The 26,413-nt window shown below is 60.2% G+C and carries 22 protein-coding genes and 1 pseudogene; 9 read left to right on the top strand and 14 right to left on the bottom strand.

All coding sequences use genetic code 11. The features are described 5' to 3' along the window. Positions 1-4 precede the first annotated feature (4 nt). The 4 genes from ACIQY3_RS14470 to ACIQY3_RS14455 form a co-directional block, all read right to left on the bottom strand. Positions 5-1,666 carry a choline dehydrogenase gene (locus tag ACIQY3_RS14470; RefSeq protein ID WP_403020422.1) on the bottom strand — a complete coding sequence of 554 codons (1,662 nt, stop codon included), beginning with the start codon at positions 1,664-1,666 and terminating at the stop codon, positions 5-7. Between the two features lie 166 nt (positions 1,667-1,832). Beyond that, positions 1,833-3,002: an aromatic ring-hydroxylating dioxygenase subunit alpha gene (locus ACIQY3_RS14465; protein ID WP_403020419.1), complete on the bottom strand. Its 1,170-nt coding sequence runs from the start codon at positions 3,000-3,002 to the stop codon at positions 1,833-1,835. 201 nt (positions 3,003-3,203) lie between these two features. Next, a complete protein-coding gene (locus tag ACIQY3_RS14460) occupies positions 3,204-4,934 on the bottom strand; it encodes a hypothetical protein (RefSeq protein WP_403020417.1) in 1,731 nt (576 codons plus the stop codon). 118 nt (positions 4,935-5,052) lie between these two features. Next, positions 5,053-6,321 (bottom strand): hypothetical protein, encoded by a 1,269-nt coding sequence (locus tag ACIQY3_RS14455; protein WP_403020415.1) that lies wholly within the window; start codon positions 6,319-6,321, stop codon positions 5,053-5,055. Between the two features lie 173 nt (positions 6,322-6,494). Between ACIQY3_RS14455 and ACIQY3_RS14450 the strand changes: the two genes are divergently transcribed. The 3 genes from ACIQY3_RS14450 (at position 6,495) to ACIQY3_RS14440 (ending at position 10,588) form a co-directional block, all read left to right on the top strand. After that, positions 6,495-6,995, top strand: coding sequence for a sigma-70 family RNA polymerase sigma factor (locus ACIQY3_RS14450; RefSeq protein WP_123516236.1), 501 nt, complete (start codon positions 6,495-6,497; stop codon positions 6,993-6,995). A gap of 97 nt (positions 6,996-7,092) precedes the next feature. Beyond that, positions 7,093-8,067: a FecR family protein gene (locus tag ACIQY3_RS14445; protein ID WP_403020413.1), complete on the top strand. Its 975-nt coding sequence runs from the start codon at positions 7,093-7,095 to the stop codon at positions 8,065-8,067. Positions 8,068-8,164: 97 nt separating this feature from the next. Then, the gene (locus ACIQY3_RS14440) at positions 8,165-10,588 is read left to right on the top strand and encodes a TonB-dependent siderophore receptor (protein ID WP_403020411.1); all 2,424 of its coding nucleotides are present in this window, start codon (positions 8,165-8,167) and stop codon (positions 10,586-10,588) included. A 255-nt stretch (positions 10,589-10,843) separates the two neighbouring features. Here ACIQY3_RS14440 and ACIQY3_RS14435 read toward each other — a convergent pair whose 3' ends face one another. Both ACIQY3_RS14435 and ACIQY3_RS14430 read right to left on the bottom strand, forming a co-directional pair. Then, entirely contained in the window at positions 10,844-11,995 is a 1,152-nt protein-coding gene (locus ACIQY3_RS14435; RefSeq protein WP_403020409.1) for an MFS transporter, read from the bottom strand. Between the two features lie 137 nt (positions 11,996-12,132). Continuing rightward, positions 12,133-12,384: a hypothetical protein gene (locus ACIQY3_RS14430; RefSeq protein WP_403020406.1), complete on the bottom strand. Its 252-nt coding sequence runs from the start codon at positions 12,382-12,384 to the stop codon at positions 12,133-12,135. 92 nt (positions 12,385-12,476) lie between these two features. On the opposite strand from ACIQY3_RS14430, the gene ACIQY3_RS14425 reads away from it, so the two are divergent. Both ACIQY3_RS14425 and ACIQY3_RS14420 read left to right on the top strand, forming a co-directional pair. After that, positions 12,477-13,256: an AraC family transcriptional regulator gene (locus ACIQY3_RS14425; protein WP_403020403.1), complete on the top strand. Its 780-nt coding sequence runs from the start codon at positions 12,477-12,479 to the stop codon at positions 13,254-13,256. A gap of 44 nt (positions 13,257-13,300) precedes the next feature. After that, entirely contained in the window at positions 13,301-14,293 is a 993-nt protein-coding gene (locus ACIQY3_RS14420) for a diaminopimelate epimerase (RefSeq protein WP_403020399.1), read from the top strand. Positions 14,294-14,423: 130 nt separating this feature from the next. Here ACIQY3_RS14420 and codA read toward each other — a convergent pair whose 3' ends face one another. The 6 genes from codA to ACIQY3_RS14390 form a co-directional block, all read right to left on the bottom strand. After that, the gene (codA, locus tag ACIQY3_RS14415; RefSeq protein WP_403020396.1) at positions 14,424-15,668 is read right to left on the bottom strand and encodes a cytosine deaminase; all 1,245 of its coding nucleotides are present in this window, start codon (positions 15,666-15,668) and stop codon (positions 14,424-14,426) included. Between the two features lie 13 nt (positions 15,669-15,681). Continuing rightward, complete coding sequence (gene codB / locus ACIQY3_RS14410) at positions 15,682-16,953, bottom strand: cytosine permease (RefSeq protein ID WP_403020393.1); 1,272 nt, start codon at positions 16,951-16,953, stop codon at positions 15,682-15,684. A 289-nt stretch (positions 16,954-17,242) separates the two neighbouring features. Beyond that, positions 17,243-18,067, bottom strand: coding sequence for an alpha/beta fold hydrolase (locus ACIQY3_RS14405; RefSeq protein ID WP_403020392.1), 825 nt, complete (start codon positions 18,065-18,067; stop codon positions 17,243-17,245). 327 nt (positions 18,068-18,394) lie between these two features. Continuing rightward, positions 18,395-18,847 (bottom strand): GNAT family N-acetyltransferase, encoded by a 453-nt coding sequence (locus ACIQY3_RS14400; protein WP_403020389.1) that lies wholly within the window; start codon positions 18,845-18,847, stop codon positions 18,395-18,397. Positions 18,848-18,958: 111 nt separating this feature from the next. Then, on the bottom strand, positions 18,959-19,315 hold the full coding sequence (gene queD / locus ACIQY3_RS14395; protein WP_017736453.1) for a 6-carboxytetrahydropterin synthase QueD: 357 nt from the start codon (positions 19,313-19,315) through the stop codon (positions 18,959-18,961). Positions 19,316-19,400: 85 nt separating this feature from the next. Then, positions 19,401-20,480, bottom strand: a complete 1,080-nt coding sequence (locus ACIQY3_RS14390; RefSeq protein WP_403020495.1) for a patatin-like phospholipase family protein — start codon at positions 20,478-20,480, stop codon at positions 19,401-19,403. A 261-nt stretch (positions 20,481-20,741) separates the two neighbouring features. Here ACIQY3_RS14390 and ACIQY3_RS14385 point away from each other — a divergent pair, with 261 nt between their 5' ends. Genes ACIQY3_RS14385 through ACIQY3_RS14370 form a run of 4 tightly spaced genes read left to right on the top strand, consistent with a single transcriptional unit; the run spans position 20,742 to position 23,337 of the window. Further along, a complete protein-coding gene (locus tag ACIQY3_RS14385) occupies positions 20,742-21,050 on the top strand; it encodes a PepSY domain-containing protein (RefSeq protein WP_054051579.1) in 309 nt (102 codons plus the stop codon). Continuing rightward, positions 21,050-21,355, top strand: a complete 306-nt coding sequence (locus ACIQY3_RS14380; RefSeq protein WP_403020385.1) for a PepSY domain-containing protein — start codon at positions 21,050-21,052, stop codon at positions 21,353-21,355. Before ACIQY3_RS14385 ends, ACIQY3_RS14380 begins: the two co-directional genes overlap by 1 nt. Before the next feature lie 3 nt (positions 21,356-21,358). Further along, positions 21,359-22,027: a response regulator transcription factor gene (locus ACIQY3_RS14375; RefSeq protein ID WP_054051582.1), complete on the top strand. Its 669-nt coding sequence runs from the start codon at positions 21,359-21,361 to the stop codon at positions 22,025-22,027. Then, positions 22,024-23,337 (top strand): sensor histidine kinase, encoded by a 1,314-nt coding sequence (locus tag ACIQY3_RS14370; protein WP_403020381.1) that lies wholly within the window; start codon positions 22,024-22,026, stop codon positions 23,335-23,337. Before ACIQY3_RS14375 ends, ACIQY3_RS14370 begins: the two co-directional genes overlap by 4 nt. Positions 23,338-23,524: 187 nt before the next feature. On the opposite strand, the gene ACIQY3_RS14365 is transcribed toward ACIQY3_RS14370, so the two are convergent. Further along, on the bottom strand, positions 23,525-25,207 hold the full coding sequence (locus ACIQY3_RS14365) for an MFS transporter (RefSeq protein ID WP_403020378.1): 1,683 nt from the start codon (positions 25,205-25,207) through the stop codon (positions 23,525-23,527). A 453-nt stretch (positions 25,208-25,660) separates the two neighbouring features. Next, positions 25,661-26,254 (bottom strand): annotated as a pseudogene (locus tag ACIQY3_RS14360) (methyl-accepting chemotaxis protein); the annotation flags it as partial. Positions 26,255-26,413: the final 159 nt, after the last annotated feature.

Below are 26,413 nucleotides of genomic sequence, written 5' to 3'. Positions count from 1 at the left end.
ATCTCTATCGTTGTCGAGTCTGCCATTGCGGATGAATCCAGACCGGTGCATCAACCGTCGCCAGCGCTGGCAAGCCACGAATCAGGTCGCTGGCCTTTTCTGCAATCATCACCGTCGGCGCGTTGGTGTTGCCGCTGACGATCACCGGCATGATCGAGGCGTCCACCACCCGCAAACCGTTGAGGCCGTGCACGCGCAAGTGCGGATCGACCACCGCTTCCGGATCGCCCACCGGCCCCATCTTGCACGTGCCGCTGGCATGGTAGCCAGTTTCCGTGACCTGCCTGGCCCAGGCGTCCAGCGCTTCGTCGCTCTGGGCCTGAGGGCCGGGCACCAATTCTTCTCCTTTGAACGCGGCCATGGCCGGTTGCTCGATAATCTCGCGCACCAGCCGTGCGCCGGCGCGCATGTCGGCTCGATCCTGCTCGGTTTTCAGGTAATTGAACAGGATGCGCGGCGGTTGTCGAGGGTCGGCGCTGTTGAGGGTGACGCTGCCCAGGCTGGTGGGGCGCATCAGGTCGATGTGGATTTGGAAGGCGTGGCCCGGCACCAGATCGACGCTGCCCGGTTGCACCGCCAGCGGCATGAAGGTCAGTTGCAGGTCGGGATGCTCGACCCCGGCGCGCGAACGGATAAACGCTCCGGCCTCGAAATGATTGCTCGCCGCGAGTCCATTGTGGGTGGCGAACCAACGGGCACCAATCCACCACTTGCCCGGCGCGGTGGTCCACGGATACAGCGACACCGGTTTTTTGCACAGGTATTGCACGACAGTGTCCGGGTGATCGTTTAGTCGTTTGCCGACGCCGGGCAGGTCGTGGATCACGCTAATGCCGAGGTCACGCAATTCCGCCGCCGGACCAATGCCCGACAGCAACAACAGCTGCGGCGAATTGATCGCCCCGGCGGTGAGCAATACTTCGCGGCGGGTGAGCGCTTGATGCGTCTCGCCGTTCTGCTCGTACTCGATGCCGATGGCGCGTTGGCCATCGAACAGAATGCGCAACGCCAGGGCATCGGTGGAGACCTGAACATTTCCGCGCGCCAAGGCTTCGCTCAAATATCCCCGCGATGTACTCCAGCGTCGCCCGTTGCGAGTGGTGCGATCCACCGGGCCGAACGCTTCCTGACGATAACCATTCAAGTCGTCGCTCAAGCCATATCCGGCCTCGGCGCCCGCCGCCAGAAACGCCGCGCACAACGGCGTTTGCGTATCGCCAGGGGTGACGTGCAGATGCCCGCTCGCCCCACGGTAATCGTCGGCGCCGTCGGCATGGGTTTGCGCCCGTTTGAAGTACGGCAGCACTTCCTGATAGCTCCAGCCGTCGCAACCTTGTTCGGCCCAACTGTCGTAATCCCGGGCATGGCCACGGATGTAGACCATGCCGTTGATCGACGACGAACCGCCCAGGGTCCGTCCTCGCGGTGTGCCGATCCGGCGACCGTCCAGATACGGTTCCGGCTCGGAGCTGTAGCTCCAGTTGTAGCGCGTGCCGCCGACCACGATGCCGACGGCGGAGGGCATGTCGATGGTCCAGCTCTTGTCTGCCGGCCCGGCTTCCAGCACCAGAATCCGCACGGCCGGATCTTCGCTCAAGCGATTGGCCAACACGCAACCCGCTGACCCAGCGCCCACAATCAGGTAATCAAACTCATGATGGGTCATGGTTTGCTGTGCTCCAAAAAATAGCGCTGTGTGAAGAAGGCCTGTCATTCAACACGGCCCATGTGGGAGCGAGCCTGCTCGCGAATGCAATCGATCCTTCAACATTGATATTGACTGATGCACCGCTTTCGCGAGCAGGCTCGCTCCCACAGGGACCTGCATTGGCTCAGATTGCACCGGGCCCATGAATCCCGTTAAACACCAGCTTGTGAAAGTGATGCACCAAATGCTCACTCTCATTGCTGCGCTGGGCATCGATCATGTAGCGCCCCTGGTCATATCCCAGCGAATGCAGGCCTTTCTGCACCGAGATGTTCAGCGCAATGTCTTCCGGTCCCAAATCCTCGTTCATCCACTTCATGCACGACGCACTCACCGCCGCCGTCTCACCATTGTTCGAGTAGTAACCGAAGCGCAGCAGCGAGCGCTCGGCGTCCAGCGGAATCATGATGAACGAGCCCAGAAACTCCGAAAACGGGAAGGTATAGAAGGTGTTGTTCGGCCACATGCCGATGTTGAAGAAACACTCGTCGGGGTTCACTTCAGGTTTCAACGGCACGCCGTAAGCTTCGGTCACCGAGAGATTGGCCGGGGCGATGTAAGTCCACCAGTTGTCCCGTTTGGTCAACTGATAGCCTTTGAAGTCGATGAGCTTGGCGAGGTCGATATGGCACGGCCCGGACAACTTGAAGTGATAACCCTCGATGGAGTTGTCCATGATCACCTTCCAGTTGGCCGGCACGATCACGTCCTGTTCCTCGATCAGGCGCATGTTCGCCAGGTTCGGAAATACCCGGCGCATTTCCTCGTCGGCACCGGGAAACAAATCGCGCAACGATGGCGCCGCCGGGTCAAGGTTGAAGTAGATAAACCCGCCCAGTTCTTCGGTGCGCACCTGCGGAATGTTGAACTGCTGCAATTCGAAGTTCTTCATCTTCTCGCAACGCGGCGCACCGCGCAGGGTGCCGTCCATTTCGTAACACCACGAGTGATAGGCGCAACGCACCACACCGCCCGTTGTGCCGCGCCGCTCTTCGAGCAAGCGGTTGCCGCGATGCTGGCAAACATTGTGGAACCCGTGGATCTGACCCTGCCGATTTCGCGCCACCACCACGCTCTGATCAAACAGATCCGTCACCACATATTGCCCCGCCTCGGCGAACTCACTGACATGCCCGGCCACGTGCCAGGCGTGCATGAAAATATTGTCCCGTTCGGCCTTGAACAACGTCTCGTCGAAGAAATAACGCGAGGGCAGGGTGAAGGCTTCTTCCGGGTCCTGATGATCCCAACCCTCGACGGGGCTTTGCTGTTTGCGGGTCTGGAAGTTTTGCATGGGGACGATCTCCACAGTGACTGGCCGCACGGCACGGCGGCTTGTTCTGGGAGTTAATTTAGGGGGCGGGGACGGGTGGGGATTGATGGATTGCGACGAGTTGGCGTGGGGAATGATCAAAGGGGCGTGATTGAAATGGCCGTTCGGCAGTCAATGGATAGCATTGGCTGCCGTGTTTTCAGTGGACAATCACTTGGCGTGCTATGCAGGCTTTACCGTCTGATGGAAGGCAATCAGCTTTATCGCGATGTCCGCGGCGTGGTTGATGGCCAGGCCGTGATTCTCGTTCCTGGATTTCTTGTCCAGCAAATCCGAAATACCACGGATCAGCACGCCTGGGATGGTCGAGCCCTCCAGCGCGGCGAGAAACCCAAAACCCTCCATCTCGATCGCGAGTGCGTCGCCATAGGTCCCGACCAGCAGCTTGGCAACCTCGGATTTGGTGCTGCCAATCAACTTTTCGCCACTGGCGATGGGTTTGGAGTACACCTTGAAATCTTCGGGACCGGCGTGCGCGCTCATCATGAAAGAACTGATCAGCGAGTGAGCTGAGGGGGAAGGTTGCAGAACACGCGGTCGTGCTTCAAAGCCTTTGGCTGTTTGTTTGCCGGACTCATAGTGATAGACATGGTTGGCAATGACGACGTCGCCGATTTTTGCATCTTTACGGCCGCCGGCGATGCCACTGAAGATCACAAGGTCGGGGCTCAGGGTTCTGATCAAAGTTTGAGTGTTCAAGGCGGCGTGGGTATTGCCGACGCCGGCTGCAAAGATATAGACGTCAGACTCTTTCCCGGCATTGCGGTAGATCCCTTGAGTGATGAGGATGGCATTATCGTGCTCTCTCACTTGGACATCAGTCAGACGCTCGATAAACGGCCTGGCTTCCTCCGCCAGCGCCGTGACTACCAATACTCGCGCCGCATTACGCTCGATCACTTCTTCAACCTCATGATGTAAGTCCATTTGACTCCAGCTGTCCTCGTCGAGGTCAAACTCGGCGGCCAGTGCCTGCCAGATCAATCGCGAAGAGTAGCTGTGGAGAAATCTTTTTCGCGGATTGCTCAGGTAAAACGATAAGTCCTCTAATTGCTCTTTCGGGATGGTGAGCAAAGAGTGGCATTCGATCATTTTTGCAACGCAGGCCAGTATTTCCAAAGTGTTGCTGGCAGCGAGGAAACGCCGTCTTACGGTCAGGTCGTCTTCCAGTTCCTGAGGTATAAAAGCCAGGACACCTTGACGGTCAACCAAGAGTATTGAACTGTCACTTTGCAGGGTATCGTTCCTGTCCTGGACAGTTTTGAGCACTTTTTGCGACGGCAGCCTGTGTCGGGTCAGCAGTTCAACCAGCTTCGGTTGTTCAGGTTGCTCATCCTGCGGTGCAACAAGACGGTTGCAGGGGTAAGCCGGCGGACGCTGACCAGAGGGCTTGAAGTCTCTGGAAGGGTTATTGATCAAGCCGACGATGTGGTGTGTCAGTTCGCCCAGCGCCGGCTCTTTCCAGAAATCAGTCAGCGTAATCAGGTCTTCGTCTTTACCGACGACCAAGGGAGAACGCTCGACCTCAATCACCAAGAGGTTCGTGCCGTAAAGACGGAAGCTGAAGTTGTAGTGACGGTTTGTCGAGTTTTGCGTGAGCGGAAATTTTCGACCAGTGAAGCCGTGTTCGACGCAGGTGCGCTTCAGCCTTTGATAGAACTGAACGGTGCAAGACAATGATTGCGGATAGAACGTCAAGTTCGACCGGCCACCCAACGTCCGCATGAATGATCGTGCAGAGTCGAAGTTGAACAGCAGGGGAAGAGACCGTAACGCCTCTTTCTTCAGCTCGATCAGTAGTTTCCAGCGGGTTTGGAGGATCATCGTCATATCAGGTTGGGTGAGCGGGGATCGAACCCGCTGCTCGCGCTTAAAAGTGCGAGTCGGTGCCATCCCGCCCCCCAGCTATTTTGATCAGGCCGCATTGTAGCCCGAGGTATCCCGGTGAATGCAAGCTCAATAATGGCACTTTGCCGGTTGACAGGTGGCTTGCTGGATGCTTTCGCATGCTTCATATGATGCCCAGGCGTTTGTGTTGCAGTTTTTGAAAAAACAACCCTTCGATTTTTTTGTTGTCAGACTCCTCGGCCTTCAGTTCCCTGTACAGCAGGAAGCAGTGATAAATCGCTGTTGCGGCGATTTCTCGGGCTTGTCTAATCATGTCTTGACTGAGGTCGAATTGTCCTGAGTGAACAATTTTTGAACGTTCGTCATAAATGGCTTTTATACGTTTGAATATGTCAAAACGTTCTTCCGGCGGGTAGCAGAGGATAGCAATATGCTCCGAGAGCGTTATCTTTATCGGGTTATTCTTGTCCTTGGAAAAAATCGCCTCGATGGCAATCACGTAGCTGATGAAGTTTAGAATGTCGTCGCTTCCATTCAGCCCCTTTGAAAAGAAGTAGAGCGCACTGCGGAGTTTCTTGAATAGCGTATCGTTGCTATGGAAAACCAGCTCAGAAAAATAGGAAAAGTCATTGTCCTTGAGCGTCTGAATAAAGTCGGGCACAGGATCAAAACTCATTTGTGTCGGCTTGGTCAAAGGCGTTCGGTCAATATCGCCTGTCATCTTGTTAATAAAGAAACCGTGATGAACGTTGGTTTCATGTGAGGTTTTCATTCCTTCCTTTGCATCGAAATAAACGGCAAATACTTCAAATAACGAACAGAAGTAGCGCAGCTTCGTGCTTGCTGTCAGGGCGCGTGCGTCATCAGATCCGTGAACCTTAAATGAAAGCAGGGGCAGTTTTTTCAACGCCTGATCACTTGGCTCCGACTGATGTAAATAGGCGCTCTGATCAACGTGATCGACACCATATCCCTCACGGATAAAGTTCTCCAACGCCGAATGACTTTCTTGTGGTTCGGAAAGGGTAAAACGACCAAAAATGTGACTACCTTCAATGACCTTCCGCTTTCCGAATCTGGACCCCAATGATCTGACAAAGTTTATGGGGTAAACGGCAACCCAGTCCAAGTGCTCTTTGCTGCCTATAATTTGTTCGTTCATAAGTTCTGCCGCTTTTACCGGGTCATGAATTTCATTGTGAACAATAAAGAAGTGCAGAATTCCACATAGATAGTCATAGTCAAGATATCGCGATATGTACGGATAGCTGAAGAGTAACTCGAAGAGGACTGTGTCCTCTTCAAACACTTGGAATGCACCGGTGTAATCTTCACTGTCCTGTTCTTTCAGCCGTTCGAGATAACGGGGCATAAGACTTTTGATACGCTTGGCGACTGCGTTGATATTTAGCACAGTCTCAGGAGTGCTCATGACAACGTCTTCCTTGAATAACGGGTGGCTGAATAAATTCAAAGGTCCGAAGCGTAGCAGACGAGAGGCCCACCGCGCCCCCGGCGCCTCCCTCCGTCGCTGCTTTGAGGAATGATTTGCTGGGCTTAATAGGAAGCATTACTATTCACGCCTCCTCCCTACAGCACACCGCAATGACCCCCAAGCTGCCCCGCACCCACGGCTTTTTCGAGCATTACGAAGAGTTGATCGGCACCTGGACCCGTCGCCTGAGAAATCGTCAGCAGGCTGAGGACCTGGCCCATGACACCTTCGTGCGGGTGCTTGAGTCGGATTCGGCGGCGGTGGAGCAGCCTCGGGCGTATTTGCACCAGACCGCTCGCAACATTGCGGTGGATGGCTATCGGCGTGAGGATCGGCGGGGCGCCATGGAGTCCGAGGCGATTGATCACAGTGTGTCGTCATCCGGCGACCCGGAGCATTTCATGCATGCGATCCAGTTGGCCGATTCCATTGAACGGGCGCTCACGGAGTTGCCGATCAACTGCCGCAAGGTGTTTGTCTGGCAGAAGATCGAAGGCCTGACCCAGGCGGAAATCGCCGAGCGGTTGGGGCTGTCCAAGAACATGGTGGAAAAGTATATGATCCGCACCCTGCGGCATCTGCGCGATCGTCTGGATGGGGCGCAGTCATGATTCGCGGTGCCCTGGAAAAGATCGCAGCCTTCGGCAGCTCCTGCAGGGAAGCGTGCCGTCATCTCCCATTGACACCCCCGGCCAAACAGGAATTTCCATGATGGATACTCGTGATTGCGCGTGCGGGCAAACAGCGGTTCGCGACGAGGCGGCACGCTGGTTTGTGCGTTTGCAGGAGCCGGCGGTGGGCGTCGAAGAACATCGACGTTTCGAAGTCTGGCTGCATGAACATCCGCAGCATCGTGATGAATTTCAATTGCTCCAGGGCTTGTGGACGGCGGCGGATCTGTTGCCCGCGAAGCGCCTGCAAGCCTTGTGCGAAGCCCCGCCAGAGCGCCGCAAACGACGTCCGCTGGTGCGTTATGCAGTGGCCGCCAGTGTGTTGGCGGTAGCGCTCGGCCTGGGCTTGTTCAGCGGTTTGAATCACCCGGCGACCTACACCGCGGAATTTTCCACGGCCCTGGGCGAGCGCCAGCATGTGGCGTTGCCGGACGGTTCGATGATCGATCTCAATAGCCGCAGCCGGGTGCAGGTGCGTTTTGAAAAGAATCGTCGCGGCATCGAGCTGACGGAGGGCGAGGCGATGTTCAGCGTCGAGCACGACAGCAGCCGGCCATTTGTTGTCGAGACGGGCAACGGCCAGGTCACGGTCACCGGCACCCGGTTCGATGTGCGTCGGGACCCGGCCCAAACCAGGGTCGCGGTGGAGCAGGGCACGGTCAAGGTTCAGGGCTACGGCACCGATTTCATCAACCTCACCGCTGGCCTCGGTACGCATATCGACGTCCAAGGCAAAGTGGCCGCCGCCTACGCGGTCAACCCGCAGGAACTGACCGCGTGGCGCAGCGGTAAACTGGTGTTCAACAACGCCAGCCTCGCCGAAGTCGCCGCCGAAGTGTCGCGCTATCGGGAGAAGCCGCTCACGGTCGGCAACGACAAAGTGGGCAATCTGCGCCTGACCAGCGTGTTCAAATCCGACAACACCGATGCGTTGCTCAAGGCCTTGCCGAGCATCTTGCCGGTGGCCGTGCGCACGCTTCCTGATGGCAGTCAGGAAATAATTGCGCGATAGATTCAGGTTTTTTTCGAGTTCTTCGTCTTCTTGTCCAACTGCAACTGGTTTGCATTAACAGCCGCGTATTCTTGCGATCCACAGGACAACGTACGACGTGAAAAAAACCACCGCTAAAAACAACAAATCACCTTGGCTGCCACTCGCGCTGGCATTGGCTGTCAGCGCCGCGTTGCCCCAAGCGTTCGCCGCCGATGCCATTCACATCCAGGCGCAGCCGCTGGGCCAGGCCTTGAGTCAGCTCGGTCAGCAAACCTCGTTACAGGTTTTTTTCAGTCCGGAACTGGTCGCCGGCAAACAGGCCCCGGCGGTGGACGGCAACCTCTCCCCAGAGCAGGCCCTGCGCCAATTGCTGCAGGGCAGCGGTCTGGAATATCAGATCGATGAAGGCTCGGTGACCCTGACCCCGGCGCCGACCTCCGCGTCCAACGGCCCGCTGGAACTGGGCGTGACCGACATCAAGGTCGTCGGCGACTGGCTCGGTGACGCGGATGCTGCCGTGGTGCAAAACCACCCCGGCGCGCGGACTGTGATTCGCCGCGAAGCGATGGTTGAGCAGGGTGCAATGAACGTCGGCGACGTGCTCAAACGCGTGCCTGGCGTACAAGTGCAGGACGCCAACGGCACCGGTGGCAGCGATATTTCCCTGAACGTCGGCGTCCGTGGCCTGACCTCGCGCCTGTCGCCGCGCTCCACCGTGTTGATCGACGGCGTACCGGCCGCATTCGCCCCGTATGGCCAGCCGCAACTGTCGATGGCGCCGATTTCCTCGGGCAACCTCGACAGCATCGACGTGGTCCGCGGCGCCGGCTCCGTGCGTTATGGGCCACAGAACGTCGGCGGCGTTATCAACTTCGTCACCCGCGCCATCCCGGAAAAAGCCACCGGTGAAATCGGCACCACCCTGGAAACCTCCCAGCACGGCGGCTGGAAACACATTGACACCGCGTTTGTCGGCGGCACGGCGGACAACGGCATGGGCGTCGCCCTGTTGTACACCGGGGTGAACGGCAACGGTTACCGCGAAAGCAATAACGGCAACGACATCGACGACGTGATCCTCAAGACCCACTGGGCGCCGACCGACGTTGATGATTTCAGCCTGAATTTCCACTACTACGACGCCAGCGCCGACATGCCCGGCGGCCTGACCCAGAAGCAGTACGACGCCAGTCCGTTCCAGTCCGACCGCGACTACGACAACTTCACGGGCCGTCGTAAAGATGTGTCCTTCAAGTGGGCGCGGCAGATCGACGATCGCACCCAGGCCGAAGTGCTGACGTATTACACCGACAGTTTCCGTGGCAGCAACATCGCCGCTCGCGACCAGAAAACCCTCAGCTCTTATCCGCGTTCCTATTACACCCTGGGCGTCGAGCCGCGGGTGTCCCATGTGTTTGATGTCGGCCCGACCACCCAGGAAGTCAGCGTCGGTTATCGCTACCTGAAAGAGGCGATGCACGAGCAGTCGAGCCGCGTGGCGCTGGTGAACAACCAACCGGTGATCACCCCGACGTCTGACGGCCATGTGTTCCAGGATCGCACCGGTGGCACCGAAGCCAACTCGGTTTACCTCGATAACAAAATCGATGTCGGCAACTGGACCGTTACGCCGGGGATTCGCTTCGAGCACATCAGTACTGACTGGCACGACCGCGCCGTACTCGACACCGCCGGCAAGCGTGTACCAGAGAAAAACCGCAGCATCGAAAGCAACGAACCGCTGCCGGCCCTGAGCGTGATGTATCACTTGTCCGATGCCTGGAAGCTGTTTGCCAACTACGAAACCTCGTTCGGCAGCCTGCAATATTTCCAGCTCGGCCAGGGTGGCTCGGGTGACAGCACCGCCAATGGCCTGAGCCCGGAAAAGGCCAAGACCTACGAGGTCGGCACGCGCTACAACGATGACGTGTGGGGCGGGGAAGTGACGCTGTTCTACATCGACTTCGATGATGAACTGCAATACATCAGCAACGATGTGGGCTGGACCAACCTTGGCGCGACCAAGCACCAGGGCCTGGAAGCGTCGGTGCACTACGACATGTCGGCGCTCGATCCACGGCTCGACGGCCTGACCGCCAACGCCGGTTTCACCTACACCCGTGCCACCTATGAAGGTGAAATTCCAGGCTTCAAGGGCCGTGACCTGCCGTTCTATTCCCGTCAGGTGGCTACCGTCGGCCTGCGTTATGACATCAATCGCTGGACTTACAACATTGATGGTTTCGCCCAGTCCAAACAGCACTCGCCGGGCACTGGCGTGAACGCTGATGGCAGCTTCACCGGCAACTACATCACCGAAGGCAGCGCCGACGGGCAGTACGGCAACATACCGGGCTACGTGACCTGGAACGTGCGCGGGGGTTATGACTTCGGTTCACAACTGTCGAACCTGAAACTCGGCGCCGGGGTGAAAAACGTGTTCGACCACCAATACTTCACCCGCTCCAGCGACAACAACTCGGGCATCTACGTCGGCGCACCGCGCACATTCTTTGTGCAGGCCAGCGTCGGGTTCTGACAGACCGGGGTGACTGCCTTCGCGAGCAAGCCCGCTCCCACATTGTTGATCTCTGCCGTACACAAATCCTGTGTTCACTGGAGATCCCCTGTGGGAGCGGGCTTGCTCGCGAAGACTGATTATCAGTCGATAAAGATGTCGCCTGACCCACCGCTTTCGCGAGCAAGCCCGCTCCCACATTGTTGATCTCTGCCATACACAAATCCTGTGTTCACTGGAGATCCCCTGTGGGAGCGAGCCTGCTCGCGAAGCTGTTCAGACCTTCAACACTTTCCCGCCAATGGCCACCGCCACCAGCAACACCGCCATCAACCCGAATGCAAAACTCAAGCTGCTGCCATGGGCGACGAACCCGATCAGTGCAGGCCCGGCGAGGATGCCTGCGTAACCGAGGGTAGTGATGGCCGGCACGGCGATGCTTTCCGGCATGACGGTCTGTTTACCCACTGCGGTGTACAGCACCGGTACGATGTTCGAACACCCGGCGCCGACCAGCGCATAACCCACCAGCGCCACTTCCCAGGTCGGTGCAAACGTCGCCAACGCCAGGCCAACCGCCGCCGTCAACCCACCAAACACCATGACTCTGGTCGCGCCCAGGCGCCGCACAATGGCGTCCCCGGTCAAACGCCCAGTGGTCATGGTCAGCGCAAACGCCGCATAACCCATCCCGGCATACGCGGTGTCGATCCCACGCTCGGACACCAGGAACACCGCGCTCCAGTCGAGCACCGCGCCTTCGGTGAGGAACACGATGAAGCACATCATGCCGATAAACAGCACGATGCCATGGGGCACGGCAAACGCTGGTCCGGACTTTTCACTGCCGTAAGGCAACAGATGCGGCACCGCTTTAAGCAACGCGGCGATCAGCACCACCACGACCACCAGTGTCGCGCCGAGCGGTGAAACACCGAGGCCGAGCAGGGCGCTGACACCCGCCGCGCCGACGATCCCGCCCAGGCTGAACAAGCCGTGGAACCCAGACATCATGGTTTTGCCGCTGGCCCGCTCGACGATCACCGCTTGCAGGTTCACCGTCGAATCCACCGTGCCCAGCCCCGCGCCAAACATGAACAGCGTCGCCATCAGCGCCGGTATCGACGACACCGTGGCCAACAGCGGCAGGGCCATGCAAATCAACAAAACCCCGGCGGCCACCACCCGGCGACAACCAAAACGCGTCGCCAGCATCCCCGCAACCGGCATCGCCAGAATCGACCCGACCCCCAGGCACAACAGCAGCAAACCGAGCGTGCCTTCATCCAGACCGGCCCGGGCCTTGGCGTACGGCACCAGCGGCGCCCACGCGGCGATACCGAGGCCGGCGATAAAAAAGGCAATGCGGGTGGACATCTGTTCCAGGCGTCCGGGAACAAATGAGGTGGGGGTGTTGAGGTTGGTCATATCGATCCTTGGCAAAAAACGTCGCGTACCCAAGGGACAGTGACTTACCGGTCAGGTTCGATCAGCGTCCGCAGCGGTTCGCGGTGAGGCAGGCTGACATCCTTGCACAGCCCGCCCCTCAATCGCGAGCGCGGGTATCAGCGGCGTTCGCACAATTGGCGCAGGCGTTGGTCGCGCACTTGCAAAATCTCGAACAAACCCAGGGCCCGCAGCGCCGGCAAAGCCTCGACAATATCCTGCTCGGCCGCACGGCGTTGTTCGTCGCTGGCAGTCGAATCGGCCAGCGTCCGCGCATTGATCAGAAAAGCCCCGACCGTGCCTTTGCGCACGGTGGTGCCGTTGAATTGGCCTTGGTTGATTTCGTCGGGAAGCAGGTCTTCGGCGCGCATATCGGTGACTCCTGTTGAATGAATGCACAGCCTAAAGCGTCGATCATGGCTAAACTGCCTGATCAAGGTCATTCAATACCGTAAAACTGCCAATGACTAAGCCCCTGATAGCCACCGAACTGGCACAGTCGTCCACCGCCGCGCGAGTGATCGCTGTCACGCTGGACAGCCCCGTCGAGCGCCAAAGCGCTTTGCACCAGCATGCTCGCGGTCAATTGCTGGGGGCGCGGCGCGGGTTGTTGTCGGTGGAAGCGGCGGATCATCATTGGGTGGTGCCGGCCACCCACGCGGTGTGGATTCCGCCGGACTGCCTGCATGGTTTGCGCTCCCATGGCCCGTTCCATGGTTGGAGCGTCTATGTGGCGCAGCCGGATTGTGTCGAGTTACCGAAACAGCCATGCATCATCGCGACTTCGGGCCTGCTGCGCGAAGCCGTGGACCGCGCCGCGACCTGGGGCGAGGGTGCACTGGATCAACGTCAGGACAGGGTCGCTCAGCTCATTCTCGATGAAATCGCCGCATTGCCCAGCGAACCTTTCGGCCTGCCGCTGCCCCAGGATTCGCGATTGCGCCGGATCACCCAGGCACTGGTCGATGACCTGGCCGACAACCGTTCGCTGGAAAACTGGGCGCAGTGGGGTGGGGTGTCGGCACGTACCCTGGCTCGACGCTTCGTCAGCGAAACCGGCTTCACTTTCAGCCAATGGCGCCAGCGCGCGCGATTGTTGCGAGCGCTGGAACTGCTGGCGGCGGAGGTGCCGGTGACGACCATTGCGCTGGAACTGGGGTACGACAATGTCAGCGCATTTATTGCGATGTTCCGCCGCACGTTCGGGGTGACGCCGGGGCGGTATTTCGTCGCCGGGATTTGACGCTACAGTACAGGCATTTTTCACACTGACTGCAGGACCGATCCATGACGCCGTTCTACGATGCCCGGGGCAATATTTACGCAGTTGTGGCGCCTGACGCTGTGCGACGCAGCGGTATCAATGTGCCAGAGCAGGCCCGCGACGCGGCACACACCCGTGAAGCCTGGGCATTGTCGGCCATCGAAACATTCTGCGGCTGGGCGCCTGGAACCCAGCCACCTGGCAGCAAAGACCATCGCTGCGACGGCTTGCTGGTCGGCCCGTTTCAATCCTCGCCGCCCTTTGATCTGCTGATCGTCAACACCGACGGCACCCTGGCCGAGCGCAGTGGCAACGGCTTGACGATTTTCTCCCAGGCGCTCAGTGAGCAAGGTTTGCTGCCGAAGGAAGAACCGTGTGTGCTCCAGGTCCATCACGACAAAAGCGATGCGGTTTCGCCGGTGGAAACTTCCGTGAAACCCGCCGAGGTCGATGGCGTGCACGGCTTCTGGCTGGACTTGGGCAAACCTTCGTTCGGGCCGCAAGCGGTGGGTGCCGAGGCTGTTGAAAGCGTGATGTTGAATGAACGCGAGGTCAGCCATGTGCAGCCGTTGTCGGCCCTCGACCCAGCGTGGTGCCGCAGCCAGTTTGTGCGGATCGGCAATCCTCATTGCGTGACGTTGGTCACCGGTGTCGAAGCATTGCCGAGCAATCAGCAAATGCGCGGACCGGGATTGTCTGAAGGGCTGACGCGTATCGCCTACGCCATGCCCAGCGGGGCGGGTCAGCCCTGTGCGGCGGGGGTGAATTTGCAATGGGCGCTGCTGGAGTCTGAAGGTCGGGTCGTGGCGCGGGTGTTTGAGCGTGGGGAAGGGCCGACGGCATCCTCGGGCACCAGCGCCAGTGCGGTGGCTTGTGCGGCTTGGCGGGTAGGTTGGGTGAAGGCGGGTGAAGTGAAAGTGGTCATGCCTGGCGGGACGGCGCCGATTTTGCTGGAAGAGCAGGGTGGTGAATTGAGTCGGGTGAGGTTGTTTGGTACAGCGCGGTTGATGGGGTGAATTCAAGATTGCCTTCGCGAGCAAGCCCGCTCCCACATTAGGTCTGTGTCGAACACAAAATTTGTGTCCACTGAAGATCCAATGTGGGAGCGGGCTTGCTCGCGAAGAGGCCCGCTCAGTCAATAGAGATTCAGGGTTGATTCGCCCATTCCACCACCGGCATCTGCCGCTTCATCAACACTTCCCCGCCGCGAATCGAATACAGCGGCAAGCCCTGGCTACGAATCACCTCGTAATCACTGTCCGCCGACAGAATCAGCAGATTCGCCGGCCGTCCGCGCTCCAATCCATATCGATCCCCCAGGGCCATGGCCTTGGCGCTGTTGTCCGTCACCAGATCCAGCGCACTTTGCAGGTTGCGATAACCGAGCATGTGGCAGATATGCAGGCCCGCTTCGAGCACCCGCAGGATGTTGCCGTTGCCCAGCGGATACCACGGATCGACGATCGAATCCTGGCCGAAACACACGTTCATTCCCGCTTCCAGCAACTCATTCACGCGGGTCACGCCACGGCGTTTCGGGAAGTTGTCGAAGCGTCCTTGCAGGTGAATGCTTTCGGTGGGGCAGGAGACGAAACTGATCCCGGAATGCCCGAGCAAGCGGAACAGCTTGGCGCAGTAAGCGTTGTCGTAGGAGCCCATCGCCGTGGTGTGGCTGGCGGTGACCCGCGAGCCCATGTCGCGGCTGCGTGCTTCTTCGGCCAGCACTTCGAGGAAGCGCGAGTGCGGATCATCGGTTTCATCGCAGTGCACGTCCACCAGGCAACCGGTGCGTTCGGCCAGGTCCATCAGGAACTTCACCGAACTCACGCCCTGGTCCCGGGTGTACTCGAAATGCGGGATGCCGCCGATCACATCGGCGCCCATGCGAATGGCTTCTTCCATCAGCTCGCGACCGTTGCGGTAGGACTCGATGCCTTCCTGGGGAAACGCGACGATTTGCAGGTCGATCAGGTGACGGCTTTCCTCGCGCACTTCGAGCATGGCCTTGAGCGCGGTCAAGGTCGGATCGGTGACATCGACGTGGGTGCGCACATGCTGGATGCCGTGGGCGGCCAGGGTCTGGATGGTTTTTTTCGCCCGAGTCTTGGTGTCTTCCAGGGTGATGGTAGCCTTGCGTTCGCCCCAGCATTCAATGCCTTCGAACAGCGTGCCGCTCATGTTCCAGCGCGGTTCGCCGGCGGTCAGCGTCGCGTCGAGGTGAATGTGCGGCTCGACGAAGGGCGGCACCACCAGGTTGCCGCCGGCGTCCAGGTCGCCGGGACCCAGGGTCGGGGCTTCGGTCTGTCGGGCGATGTTGCCGATCAGACCGTTTTCCAGGTGCAACTCATGCAGGCCTTCTTGGTTGCGCAGGCGGGCGTTGATGATGTGCATCAGGCGAATCCTTTTATAGATCTTGTAGTGGTGCTTCGGCTGTGCGGACACCCAGCACGCCGGTCAATAACATATACGTTAGCGCGGCAGCGGCGATGCCTACCAGTGGCGCGACCCACGGTGAGCCGAACGCGGCGATGGTGCCGACCGCATAAGCACTCAGGCCCGGCCAGTTGAACGCCGGCAGCCGGGCATCGGCCAGTCGAGGATATTGACCGCGATAACGAAAGAAAAAATCCGCCATGATCACACCGCCAATCGGCGGAATCACCGTGCCGAGCAAAATCAGGTAGGGCACCAGCATGTCGTACATGCCCAGCAGCGCCAGCAAGGTGCCGATCACTGCGCCGGCCAGGGTCACGGTTTTGCGCCGGCCGGTGCGCAGCAGGTTGCAACCGGCGACGGCGAAGTTGTAGATGGTGTTGTCCTGGGTGCTCCAGATGTTGAGCAGCAACATCGCCATCGCCGCCATGGCGAAACCTTGCAACAGCAGGACTTCGACCACGTCCGGCTGCTGATAGACGATCGCCCCATAGGCGCCGATCAGCACCATCAGGCCATTGCCGATGAAAAACCCGATCAGGCTCGCCAGCACCGCGACCCGCGCCGAACGGGAGAACCGCGTCCAATTGGTGGCCTGGGTGGCGCCGCTGACGAAGGTGCCGAACACCAGGGTAATCGCCGTCGACCAATCCAGCGTGCCGGTCGGCACCACGGCGAGCAACCCGTCGAGCCCGCCGACCTTGACCGTCGCGACCCACATCGACAGCATCAGCAGCAACATCATTGCCGGCACCGCGATGTACGACAGGATCTCCAGCCCGCGATAACCGACATACGCGGTCGCGCAAAACACCATGCCGAACAACACCATCAGCCCGAGCACCGTGCCTTCGTCCAGTTCGAAATATTTGCCCAGCACCACGGCGGCCGTGGCCGTGCCCCAGGCGTACCAGCCGATCTGGGTGAAACCGAGGATCAGGTCACTGAGCTTGCTGCCCACCTCACCGAAACAGAAACGGCCCATCAACACCGAGTTGAGGCCGCTCTTGAAGGCGATGTAGCCAAGGCCTGCGGCGTAGATCCCCAGCAGCAGATTGCCGACGACGATCACCGCCATCATCTCGCCAAAACTGAACGCGACCCCGAGCTTGCCCCCGGCAAACATGGTCGCGGTGAAGAAGGTGAAACCCAGCAGCACCATGGCGGTGGAGGCGAGGCCCTTGCGGGCATGCATCGGGACTTCGCTGAGGGGGTAATCGTTACCCGGATCGTTCTGCGTCATGGGGCGTTCCTTGCTGAATGAGAGACGCGGGGAGGGTTGCAGTGGTCGTGCCAAGCGTGGAGTGGTGGGGTTATTTATAGACGAGGCGGGGGATCGGGGCGCGAAAGCGGTGCAGCGCATGGCACACAAGACCCATGTGGGAGCGGGCTTGCTCGCGAAAGCGGTGTGTCTGAGGGAATGCACTGCCCATGTGGGAGCGAGCCTGCTCGCGAAAGCGGTGTGTCAGGCACATCAATGTTGGACGTGCCGACGCTTTCGCGAGCAGGCTCGCTCCCACAGGGGAAAATCGTCATCCGGCCGAGGGCAAAAACCGCAGCAACGCCGCGACGATCGCTTCCGGCGCATCTTCTTGCACCAGATGCCCGGCGTTTGGAATGGCAAGGAAACGGGAGCCTGGAATCATTCGGTGCAGCGCTTGCCCACGCTCGATGGGAATCCACTGATCATCCTCGCCCCACAGAATCTGCACCGGGCAGCGGATTGTCGGGTACAGCCCTTCGGCCTCGCGGGTGTAGCGTTCGTCCATTTGCGCGATCTGCCGATAGAACGCCGCTTGCCCCGGTTCACCCAGCCATGGCTGCACATAGGGCGCCAGTTCAGGGTCGGGGATCTCGCGCTTGATCGCCCCGCGAATATAGGTCGGCACGATGGCGCGCTGGATGTAGTCGGGTAGACCTCTGAACGCCGCTTCATGCTGGCGCACATGCTGCACGAACGGCGAGCCCCAGGGCGTCAGCGCCACCGGGTCTATCAGGGTCAGGCTGCGATAGTTCTTGTCGTTCAGCAGATGCGCACGCAGGGCGGTGGCGCCGCCGAAATCGTGGGCCACCACGTCCGGCTGTTCCAGGCCCCAGTGGTCCAGCAACTGGGCCAGCAACTCGTTCTGCACACCGAGGGACACATCGCCGTCGATTTTCTCGGATTGCCCGTAACCCAGCAGATCAAAGTAATGCACCCGGTGCGTAGCGATGAAATGCGGCGCAATCCGGTGCCACACAAAGGAAGAGAAGGGCGTGCCATGCACAAACACCAGCGGCGGGCCATCGCCGCGCACGGCGTAGCGAACGGAGTGCCCATTAAAGCGATAGGTTTGAGGCAGAGGCCAGTCAGTCATGGGGGTGTCCTCTTGGCGGGGAGAGCCAAAAAGCATAGGCATCTTAGGGCAGGACGAATGCAACACCTGACGAAACGCATCCCCCTTTGTGGGAGCGGGCTTGCTCGCGAAAGCGGTCTGTCAGTCACTGTGGATGTTGACTGATCGGGCCCCTTCGCGAGCAAGCCCGCTCCCACAAGGGAATTGGTGCCGTACGCTGATTCTGTGTCCAGCGAAGACCCACTGTGGGAGCGAGCCTGCTCGCGAAGGCTTTGGCACATCCAGCATCAATGTGACTGACAGATCGCTTTCGCGAGCAGGCTCGCTCCCACAGGTGTTCAGTGTGCTTCAGCCCAGCACTTTACTCATATGCACCCGGCGCAAGCCGTTTTCTTCGACCCGATGGGTTTCGACAAATCCACGGCGGGTGTACAGCGCGATGTTTTCGCTCATGGCTTCGTTGGTGTAGAGCCGGATCGTCGGGTAACCCGCTTCCCGTGCATGGCGTTCGGCGAATTCCAGCAGTTGCCGGCCAAGGCCTTGCCCCTTGACCACCGGATTGACCGCGATGTTGTTCAGCAGCAAGTACTCTTCGGTGTCGATCAGCACCACAAAGCCATGCAACGCCTGTTCGTCAGCAAGCACATGTACGCGCCTGGCCAGGACCTGGCTGGCGTAGTCATCCAGCATCGGCGCCGGTTTACGGCCGATTCGCTCGATGTAAGGCGAGTAAGCCGCCTCGACGATGGCCTCGATCTGCGCGATATCCTCAAGCGTAGCGGGACGAATAAGCGGTGACATGGGACGGGCTCCTTTGGGCCAAGGATGGGGCCTGACTGTACTCGGCGTGAGGCGGAAACGACAGGCATAAAAAAACCACCGTCGCCGGTGGTTCTTCTGAATCGGGCGTTTTTATTCGCCGCGATAGATGCAACCGCTGGTGCAGGTTTCGTGGATACGAATCGCGCTGAGTTCTGGCAGCAATGGCTTCAACTCAGTCCAGATCCACTTGGCCAGCACTTCACTGGTCGGGTTTTCCAGGCCAGGAATGTCGTTCAAATAGTTGTGATCGAGGCGCTCATACAACGGCTTGAAGATCGCCTTGATTTCCGAGAAGTCGCGGATCCAGCCGGTATGCGGATCCAGATCGCCACTCAGATGGATCGCCACTTTGAACGAGTGACCGTGCAGGCGACCGCACTTGTGGCCGTCCGGTACGTGGGGCAGGCGGTGGGCGGATTCGAACGTAAACTCTTTGAAGATTTCCACAGTGATTTTCAGCTCTGTCAGGTGGCGATCGCCGCGGCGATGTGGGCAGGCGGCGAGTTTACCAGAGCGCCGGACAAAACACTGACTAAAGGGTCAGCAAGCGCTCGCCGAGGCGACCACTGGCGGCCAGTTCGAGGAACTCGTCGCCCATCCGACGGCTTTCTTCCATCGCTGCGCGCCAGTATTTCTGCCGGCTCGGGGCATCACCCATAAAGCGTTTGAAGTCGTTCCGGTCCGGCAACTTGCCGTAGGGCAGGCGCGCCAGGTATTCCTTCGACGGCGCCAGCAGCAGGACATCCTGCAAGCGCGCCGGACAGGCGCGGCGCCACGGCAGGGTCTTGTCGAACCAGCCGGGAATGATCCGGTCGGTGAAGTGCGGATAGAGCACGATGTCATTGCCGCTGTAGGGCAGGTCCAGGTGATAGTCCAGCAGACCGCCGTCGCGAAAGGTCCCAGCGCCGGCACCGGGCAAGTCCCGCACGCCTTCCATGACCATCGGGATCGAGCCGGACGCCAACAACGCCTGGCGCAAATTACCGGTATTCAGGGCGACGAAGCGCGACGGGAAGTCATTCAATGCATTGACCGGTGGCGCCAGGCGCGGGTCGTGGATGATCAACCGCTCGAAATGCCGCGACAGCCGGGCGCGACCCCGCAGGTTGTCGGCGATCACCGACGACAGGCCCAGCCCCAGGCGACCGCGATGGTCATGGGCGAGCAGGCCGTGGCTTTTGACCACCATGATGTTGAGTCGGTAATGGGCGTTGTCCAGAATCGTGGCGTCGCGTCCGTCCAGCAGCTCATCGAGCATGCGTCGGGAGCTCTGGCTGATCTGCGCCATGGTCACGCCCTTGTCGAAATTCTGCTCGGTGTACAGATGACCGAGCCGGCGAATGCCTTCGGCGGCGTCCGGCAAGCAAGCGCTGGCAAACCGCCAGGAACCCACCGACGCACCGATCAGCGAACGCTCCCGCGGAGCCGTCGGCAGCCATTCGCCGAACAGCGCCAGGTCCAGACCTTGAATTCCCAACGCCTTGGGCCCGCCGGCCGCGCCGGGCAGCGTGCCGACGTCGGCAGCGCTCAGCCCGTTCTCGCGAATGCGCGCAAAGGCCCGGGGGCCGGCCTTGAGAGTCAGGGAAGGGAACTTGATGTGGATAGCGGTCATACCGGTCTCGATGTCTGGCAAGCGGGGGATTATAGACATCCACCATCCCCCTGTGGGAGCGGGCTTGCTCGCGAAGGCGGTGTGTCAGTCGATACACATGTTGCCTGACACACCGCTTTCGCGAGCAAGCCCGCTCCCACAGGTTTTATGCCTATTGTGTGTGCTGTGTTGTCATGACCAATGATGGCAATTCAGTTTCAGTTAAGTTCGCCCCGCTATGGTGCACCCCGTACGCAACACATAAAAATACGGAGACACCCCATGAAAACCCTGACTGCCCTGTTCACCGCGTCCATCATCGGCATGACCGCCAGCCTCGCCCACGCCCGTGACCTTGGCCCCGACGAAGCCCTGAGGCTGCGCGACGCTGGTACCATTGTGTCTTTCGAGAAGCTCAATGCCATCGCCCTGGCCAAACACCCGGGCGCGAAGGTCACCGAAACCGAACTGGAAGAAGAGTACGGCAAGTACATCTACCAGGTGGAATTGCGTGACCCCCAGGGCATTGAGTGGGACCTGGAATTGGACGCTGTCAGCGGGCAGGTTCTCAAGGATCATCAGGATACGTAATGAAGGTGTTTTCCATTTCACGCATGACGCTGGGGCTTCTGGCATTTTGCTCGGTGGTCATGGCTCGCGACCTGGATCAGGACGAAGCCCTGCGCCTGCGCCAGCAGGGCGTGATCCTGCCGCTCGAGCAACTGCTGCAACAGGCCCTGGACCGTTATCCCGGCTCCAAGTTGCTGGAAGCCGAGCTCGAAGAAAAACATGACGTCTACATTTATGAAGTCGAACTGCTGACCACCGAAGGCGTGGTCCGCGAGCTGGACATCGAGGCCGCCACTGGCCGTTTATTGAAAGACAAGGAAGATTGACCGATGCGATTGCTGCTGGTGGAAGACCACGTGCCCCTGGCCGACGAATTGATGGCCGGCCTCAACCGCCAGGGCTACGCCGTGGACTGGCTGGCCGACGGGCGCGACGCGGTGTACCAGGGCAGCAGCGAGCCCTATGACCTGATCATCCTCGACCTTGGCCTGCCGGGTTTGCCGGGGCTCGAAGTGCTGACTCAGTGGCGCGCTGGCGGTTTGTCGACGCCGGTGCTGATCCTCACCGCGCGGGATTCCTGGGCCGAGCGCATCGAAGGCCTCAAGGCTGGCGCCGACGATTATTTGAGCAAACCCTTTCACCCCGAAGAACTGCACCTGCGGGTCCAGGCGTTGCTACGCCGCTCCCACGGCCAGGCCAACCAGCCGACGCTCAAGGCCGCCGGGCTGCACCTGGATGAAGGTCGCCAATGCGTGACCCGCGACGGCGCCGACATCCAGCTCACCGCCGCCGAATTCCGCCTGCTGCGCTATTTCATGCTGCACCCGGAACAGATCCTCTCCAAAAGCCACCTCGCCGAACACCTCTACGACGGTGAAACCGAGCGCGATTCCAATGTGCTGGAAGTTCACGTCAATCACCTGCGGCGCAAGCTCGGGCGCAGCGTGATCGAAACCCGTCGCGGCCAGGGTTACCTGTTCGGCGGGCAAGCCCAGTGAGGTCGATCCAGCGCCGCTTGAGCCTGGGCCTGATCAGCGTGATGGTGATCGTCGGCCTGGTGCTGGCGCAAACCAGTTTGTGGCTGTTCGAAATGGGCTTGCAGCGCTACCTCGAAGCCGGGTTGCGCAACGACAGTGAAAACCTGTTGGCGGCATTGGTGCGCGGGCCCCGGGGCTTGCAACTGGATGAGCGACACCTGGCGCCGGCCTATCAACGGCCGTTTTCCGGACACTACTTTCGCATCGATTTTGCCGACAGCCATTGGCGTTCCCGTTCGTTGTGGGATCAGGAGCTGCCGCAACTGGATCACGCCGGGTTGCACAGCAATCTGCAATTGGGCCCGGAAGGCCAGCAACTGCTGATCTTGCGTTCGGACTATCGACGGCTGGGCCAGTCGATTTCCATCAGCGTGGCCCAAGACTACACGCCGGTGCGCGAGAGCTTCCAGCGCATGCAGCAAGTCGGACTCGGGCTCGGGCTGGCGGGGCTGCTGCTGATTCTGCTGCTGCAACGGATCACCGTGCGCCGTGCCTTGCGTCCACTGGAAAAGGCCCGGGAGCAAATCGCCCAATTGCAACAGGGCCAGCGCTCGCAACTGGATGATCAGGTGCCGGTGGAGCTGGAACCGCTGGTGGCGCAGATCAACCATCTGCTGGCCCACACCGAAGACAGCCTCAAGCGTTCGCGCAATGCCCTGGGCAACCTCGGGCATGCCTTGAAGACCCCGCTGGCGGTGTTGCTCAGCCTGGCCTCCAGCGAAAAACTCGACGCCCACCCGGAGCTGCGCAAAGTCATCCAGCAACAGTTGGAACAGGTGCAGCAACGGCTGAATCGCGAACTCAATCGCGCCCGGTTGTCCGGCGATGCCTTGCCGGGTGTGTTGTTCGATTGCGATGCCGAGCTGCCGGGATTACTGGCGACGTTGAACATGATTCACGGCGAACACCTTGAACTGAGCTACCACGCACCCGCCGGTTTGCTGCTGCCTTGGGACCGCGAGGACTTGCTGGAACTGCTCGGCAACCTGCTGGATAACGCCTGCAAATGGGCGGACGCCGAGGTTCGTTTGAGCGTGGTCGAGGTGGCCGACAAATTTGAACTGAGCGTGGAAGACGACGGCCCGGGCATTCCCGAGGACCAGCGCGCCCAGGTGTTCAGTCGCGGCACGCGGCTGGATGAACAGACGGATGGGCATGGCTTGGGGTTGGGCATCGTGCGCGATATCGTCGATACCTGGGGCGGCACGTTGCTGTTGCAGGAAAGCGAGTGGGGCGGGTTGAACGTCGTGATCGAATTGCCCAAGCGCTGAAATCCCCGGATGTCGATTAACCTGTGGCGAGAGAGCTTGCTTGTGGTGAGGAGGCTTGCTTGTGGCGAGGGGGCTTGCCCCCGTTGGACTGCGTAGCAGGCCCGCTTTTTTTGGGGCCGCTTCGCAACCCAACGGGGGCAAGCCCCCTCGCCACAGATAAACGCCAGCCATGAGGCCAGTGCCGTTCTCAGGTGTGATGAATCTCCCGATCCTTGGTTTCCGGCATAAAGAAAATCCCCAGCACCGCCGTCATCACCGCAATCACAATCGGGTACCACAACCCGTAATAGATATCCCCCGTGGCCGCGACCATGGCAAACGCCACCGTCGGCAGGAACCCACCGAACCAGCCATTCCCAATGTGATAAGGCAGCGACATCGAGGTGTAGCGGATGCGCGCCGGGAACAGTTCCACCAGCCACGCGGCGATCGGGCCGTAGACCATGGTCACGTAGATCACCAGGATGGTCAGTAACAACAGCACCATCGGGTAATTGGTCTTGGTCGGGTCAGCCTTTTCGGGATAGCCGGCGTCCTTGAGCGCGGTGCCGAGGGTGGCGGTAAAGGCATCGTTTTTGGCCTTGAAGTCGGCGGCGGGCATGCCAGAGCCTTCGAAGCTCTGGATTACTTTGTCGCCGATGCGCACCTGGGCGACGGTGCCGGGCTCGGCCGCGTCATTCTTGTAGGGGATCGCCCGCTTCGCCAGCAGGGTCTTGGCGAGGTCGCAGGAACTGGTGAATTTGGCCTTGCCCACCGGGTCGAACTGGAACGAGCACTGGTCGGGATTGGCAATCACCGTGACCGGGTTCTTCTCCTGGGCGATGAACACGTCGGGGTTACCGTACTGGGTCAGCGCATGGAAGATCGGGAAGTAGGTCGCTGCGGCGAGGATGCAACCGGCCATGATGATGCCCTTGCGGCCGATGCGGTCGGACAGGCTGCCGAAGATCACGAAAAACGGCGTGCCGATCAGCAGCGAGCCGGCAATCAACAGGTTGGCGGTTTGCGGGTCGATCTTCAGGGTTTGCAGCAGGAAGAACAGCGCATAGAACTGCCCGGTGTACCAGACGACGGCCTGGCCAGCGGTGCCGCCGAGCAGGGCCATGATCACGATTTTCAGGTTGTCCCAACGGGCGAAGGATTCGGTCAGCGGGGCTTTGGAAGACTTGCCTTCGGCCTTCATTTTCAAGAACACCGGCGACTCGCTGAGTTGCAGGCGGATGTACACCGAGACAATCAGCAGCAGGATCGACAGCAGGAACGGAATCCGCCAGCCCCAGGCCTCAAAGGCTTCGGTGCCGAGCGCGGTGCGGCAGGCGAGGATCACCAGCAGCGAGAGGAACAGGCCGAGTGTCGCGGTGGTTTGAATCCACGAGGTGAAGTAGCCGCGCTTGCCCTTCGGCGCATGTTCCGCCACGTAAGTCGCCGCGCCGCCGTACTCACCGCCCAGGGCCAGGCCTTGCAGCAGGCGCAGGGTGATCAGGATGATCGGTGCCGCCACGCCGATAGTCGCGTAGCCGGGCAGGAAACCTACCACAGCGGTCGAGACACCCATGATGACAATGGTGATCAGGAACGTGTGCTTGCGCCCGATCATGTCGCCCAGTCGCCCGAACACAATCGCACCGAACGGCCGCACGGCGAAGCCTGCGGCGAACGCGAGCAGGGCGAAAATGAAGGAGGTGGTCTCGTTGACGCCCGCAAAGAAGTGCTTGGCGATGATCGCGGCGAGGGAGCCGTAGAGGTAAAAGTCGTACCACTCGAACACAGTGCCCAGGGACGAAGCGAAAATGACCTTGCGCTCCTCCTTGGTGATGCCGTGGTGGGGCGCGCTGCCTGTGCCCGTGGTTGTGCTGTCGATTACGGCCATGGGTCTTCTCCGTCTTGCTCTTGTTGTAGGCCGGAGCACCTCATTACTCTTATTGTCGCACCCAGGCCCTGGGGCTGATGTCATGGGATCGCGTGAAGCATGGAGCTGAAAGCCTCGCGTTGCGGCAAGGTTTCCTAAAGCATAATCACGATCGCGCAAATATCCACTCGCCAGCCCGCAAACCCTGGAACCTGTTAAAGAACCTGTGGGAGCGGGCTTGCTCGCGAAAGCGGTGGGTCAGCCAACATTGATGGTGACTGACACGGCCTCTTCGCGAGCAAGCCCGCTCCCACAGGGGGATTGGGGCGGGGCCGGGATCTTGAGTTTGATCGTTCCCACGCTCCGCGTGGGAATGCAGCCCGGGACGCTCCGCGTCCCAAAAGCGGACGCGGAGCGTCCATTGAGGCATTCCCACGCAGAGCGTGGGAACGATCAATTACAGGGATGGCGGCGTTAGACGCGGAACTGATCCATCAAGCTCTGCTGCTGATTCGCCAGGCTGTTGAGCGACTGACTCACCCGCGCCGATTCATTGGCCTGTCCCGACAGCGATTCGGTCACGTCGCGAATGGTCGCCACGTTGTTGTTGATCTCCTCGGCCACCGCGCTTTGTTCCTCCGCGGCACTGGCGATTTGCAGGTTCATGTCGCTGATGACCGTCACTGCCTCGCCGATCTGGCGCAGCGCGGTCACGGCCTGGCCGACTTGCTCGACGCTGCCCTGGGCCTGGCGATGGCTGTTGTTCATCGAGCTAACCACGTCTTGCGTGCCGCTCTGCAATTGCTCGATCACTTGGCGGGTTTCTTCGACCGACTCCTGGGTGCGTCGCGCCAGGTTGCGCACTTCATCGGCGACCACGGCAAAACCGCGTCCGGCTTCACCGGCCCGGGCCGCTTCGATCGCTGCGTTGAGCGCGAGCAAGTTGGTCTGCTCGGCGATGGCGCGGATCACTTCCAGCACCGAACCGATCTTCTCGCTGTTCGCCGCCAGGCCTTCGACTTGCACCATCGCTGCACTCATGTCGGCGGCAAGGTTGTCGATGCTGGCGGTGGTGCGGTCGATCACGGTCAAGCCCTGACGGGTCGCCTGATCCGCATCCCGCGCCGCGTGGGCGGCTTGGGCGGCGCTGCGGGCGACGTCCTGGGCGGTGGCGCTCATTTCGTGAGAGGCGGTGGCCACCTGATCGACCTGACGGTATTGCTGTTC

This window comes from Pseudomonas sp. NPDC096950, assembly GCF_044762525.1.
Lineage (GTDB): Bacteria > Pseudomonadota > Gammaproteobacteria > Pseudomonadales > Pseudomonadaceae > Aquipseudomonas.
Note: the sequence above shows the minus strand (reverse complement) of the source record. Positions and strands in the feature narration are given on the sequence as shown.

Coding starts and splice junctions, on each gene's coding strand:
- ACIQY3_RS14470 (WP_403020422.1), bottom strand. CDS start 1,666: ATGACCCATCATGAGTTTGATTACCTGATTGTGGGCGCTGGGTCAGCG.
- ACIQY3_RS14465 (WP_403020419.1), bottom strand. CDS start 3,002: ATGCAAAACTTCCAGACCCGCAAACAGCAAAGCCCCGTCGAGGGTTGG.
- ACIQY3_RS14460 (WP_403020417.1), bottom strand. CDS start 4,934: ATGGCACCGACTCGCACTTTTAAGCGCGAGCAGCGGGTTCGATCCCCG.
- ACIQY3_RS14455 (WP_403020415.1), bottom strand. CDS start 6,321: ATGAGCACTCCTGAGACTGTGCTAAATATCAACGCAGTCGCCAAGCGT.
- ACIQY3_RS14450 (WP_123516236.1), top strand. CDS start 6,495: ATGACCCCCAAGCTGCCCCGCACCCACGGCTTTTTCGAGCATTACGAA.
- ACIQY3_RS14445 (WP_403020413.1), top strand. CDS start 7,093: ATGATGGATACTCGTGATTGCGCGTGCGGGCAAACAGCGGTTCGCGAC.
- ACIQY3_RS14435 (WP_403020409.1), bottom strand. CDS start 11,995: ATGACCAACCTCAACACCCCCACCTCATTTGTTCCCGGACGCCTGGAA.
- ACIQY3_RS14430 (WP_403020406.1), bottom strand. CDS start 12,384: ATGCGCGCCGAAGACCTGCTTCCCGACGAAATCAACCAAGGCCAATTC.
- ACIQY3_RS14425 (WP_403020403.1), top strand. CDS start 12,477: ATGACTAAGCCCCTGATAGCCACCGAACTGGCACAGTCGTCCACCGCC.
- ACIQY3_RS14420 (WP_403020399.1), top strand. CDS start 13,301: ATGACGCCGTTCTACGATGCCCGGGGCAATATTTACGCAGTTGTGGCG.
- codA (WP_403020396.1), bottom strand. CDS start 15,668: ATGCACATCATCAACGCCCGCCTGCGCAACCAAGAAGGCCTGCATGAG.
- codB (WP_403020393.1), bottom strand. CDS start 16,953: ATGACGCAGAACGATCCGGGTAACGATTACCCCCTCAGCGAAGTCCCG.
- ACIQY3_RS14405 (WP_403020392.1), bottom strand. CDS start 18,067: ATGACTGACTGGCCTCTGCCTCAAACCTATCGCTTTAATGGGCACTCC.
- ACIQY3_RS14400 (WP_403020389.1), bottom strand. CDS start 18,847: ATGTCACCGCTTATTCGTCCCGCTACGCTTGAGGATATCGCGCAGATC.
- ACIQY3_RS14390 (WP_403020495.1), bottom strand. CDS start 20,480: ATGACCGCTATCCACATCAAGTTCCCTTCCCTGACTCTCAAGGCCGGC.
- ACIQY3_RS14385 (WP_054051579.1), top strand. CDS start 20,742: ATGAAAACCCTGACTGCCCTGTTCACCGCGTCCATCATCGGCATGACC.
- ACIQY3_RS14380 (WP_403020385.1), top strand. CDS start 21,050: ATGAAGGTGTTTTCCATTTCACGCATGACGCTGGGGCTTCTGGCATTT.
- ACIQY3_RS14375 (WP_054051582.1), top strand. CDS start 21,359: ATGCGATTGCTGCTGGTGGAAGACCACGTGCCCCTGGCCGACGAATTG.
- ACIQY3_RS14365 (WP_403020378.1), bottom strand. CDS start 25,207: ATGGCCGTAATCGACAGCACAACCACGGGCACAGGCAGCGCGCCCCAC.